We start from the raw sequence: 2239 nt of genomic DNA, 5'->3' as shown, positions 1-2239 counted from the left end.
GGCGCCATCCTCCATCGTACCCTCCGCGTCCCGTGAGCCCGCGCGCAATCTCGATCACGGAACCCGGTTCGGGAAGAAGGGGGCGTTCGTAACGCTTACGCTTCTTTTCGTCGCTGAATTGCTACCGCCGCTCCAAATCCGTAATCACTTCGACGCTTTGGATAGTCATAGGGATAGCTATAGGGACAGGCCCCATGTATCAGCTTCCCCACTCGGTCACAGGGCGGCACACAGGGAAGGGGTATAGGCCAACCGGCCTCAACGGAGCATTCCTGACTGAGTTGATCGAGCGCAAGCCAGCGCCTTCCGCTCGATCAAATCAGTTGAACATGTTAATTCAACAAGGGGGGCTCAACCTCCACAACAGTTCCTCAGACGATAGTGAACCAAGAACTAGATACAGCGGCGAACCCGATCCCGGTGAGGGTAAGGGTGTCGGATGTGGAAAAGGTGATGACCGCTTCTGCTCGGGCGTTGGCACTCACCGTATAGGTCTGACCGTACGCCAGCCCGATTAAGTCGCCCTGGGCAGCGTTAAAATCCCTCAGAATGTCCTGCCCGCCGCATGTGGCGAAGACAAACAGATCGGCACCGGCCCCGCCAATCAAAGAGTCATCACCACCACCCCCCAACAGCGTGTCGTTTCCATTGCCACCTGAAAGCGTGTCGTTGCCGTCCCCACCCTCCAGCCAGTCATTCCCGTTGTCCCCTCGCAAGTTGTCGGCATAGACGCTACCGATGAGCCAATCGTTGCCGTCCGCACCGATCATTTCTACCGCGGAAAGGGCATTGGCCGCCGTCACGCTGTCGTTACCGATGCTGCCGTTAAAGTGCTCAATGGAAGCAGCAATGTCTAACGTGACGCCACTGGCGTTGCGGGCATATACCCTATCGTCGCCATCTCCGCCATCCAGCACAGCGGTCGTGATATCGACATAGAGGCGGTCGTCGCCAGCCCCGCCATACAACGCGTTACTGCCACCGCCGCCTACCAACACATCGCTGCCGTCCCCGCCGTACAGCGTGTCGTCGCCAGCCTCGCCGCGCAATGTGTCATCGAAAGCGCTGCCGATTAGCAGATCATCACCCGCACCGCCGTTGATCTCCACCAGCGTAACGGAGCCAGTGGCGGTCAGGATATCGTTGCCGGAGCTGCTGAACATCTGCTCGATACCACTGGTAGCAAGATCGAGGGTGAGGTTTCCGTCCCCCTGGACATTGACGGTGTCGAACCCAGCCCCGCCACTCACCAGAGCATCATCCGCGTCGATGTACAGCACATCGTCGCCGTCTCCGGCGATCAGGGTGTCGCTGCCATTGCCGCCGGTCAATGTGTCGTTGAAGGCACTGCCAAGGATGAGGTCGTCACCGTCACGCCCGTTGATCGCAAGGCCGAGGAGGGCGCCGGTGCCGATCAGGCTGTCGTTTCCGCCTCCGCCATAGGCCTGCTCAATGCTGCACGCCGCCAGATCGAGACTGGCGCCGACGTTGCCTTGCGCGACGGCGGTGTCGAAGCCGGCACCACCCTGCAATGGCGCGTCAGCATCGTCGAAATAGAAGCGGTCGTCGCCCTCGCCTCCAATCAGCGTGTCGGCCCCCGCTCCGCCGGTGAGCGTGTCGTTGCCCGAACCACCGACAATCAAGTTATCCAGCGTGTTTCCGGTACCGGCGAAGTTACCGGTGCCGGTGAAAATCAGATGTTCCAGATTAGCGCCGAGGGCATAACTGTTCACTGAGGTCTGTACCTCGTCCATGCCTTCATTGCTCAGTTCCCGGATGACGTCGCCTGCGCTGTCTATGATGTAATGGTCGTCACCGGCGCCCCCGAACATCGTGTCATTGCCGGTACCGCCATCCAGTGTGTCGTTACCGAGATTGCCGGTCAGCCGGTCGTTTCCCTCGCCGCCAAGAATGTAGTCGGAGCCATAGAGTCCATCGATCGTGTCGTTTCCGTTCCCACCGAGCAGAAGGTCGTTCAGGTTGCCGCCTATGATGCTGTCGTCGCCGTCCAGTCCATAGATGCGGTTCTGGTTGGACGTACCGGTCAGCATGTCGTTGCCAGGGGTTCCTTTGATGGTAGTATAGGTCGTTGTCTCGATACCCACGGCGTTGAATTCGCGGATCTGGATGCCGTAACCCGAACCGTCCTGCCCAGCCCAGACGGCGACGAAGCCGCCATCGGCACGGGCGGCCAGCGCCGGCTGCACCTGGTTGCCCGCGATGTTCTGCGCCAGCAGGA

1 protein-coding gene is annotated in these 2239 nt (G+C 60.2%); it reads right to left on the bottom strand.

Going from position 1 to position 2239, the window contains the following annotated elements; all coding sequences use genetic code 11:
- Window positions 1-371: 371 nt before the first annotated feature.
- The coding region (locus ACFPMG_RS11860) for a calcium-binding protein (RefSeq protein ID WP_376995338.1) at window positions 372-2239 on the bottom strand (1868 nt) is incomplete at its 5' end.

This window comes from Azospirillum himalayense (genome assembly GCF_042657465.1).
Classification (GTDB): domain Bacteria; phylum Pseudomonadota; class Alphaproteobacteria; order Azospirillales; family Azospirillaceae; genus Azospirillum; species Azospirillum himalayense.
The sequence above is the reverse complement of the archived record's forward strand: the minus strand, read 5'-3'. Positions and strand labels throughout refer to the sequence as shown.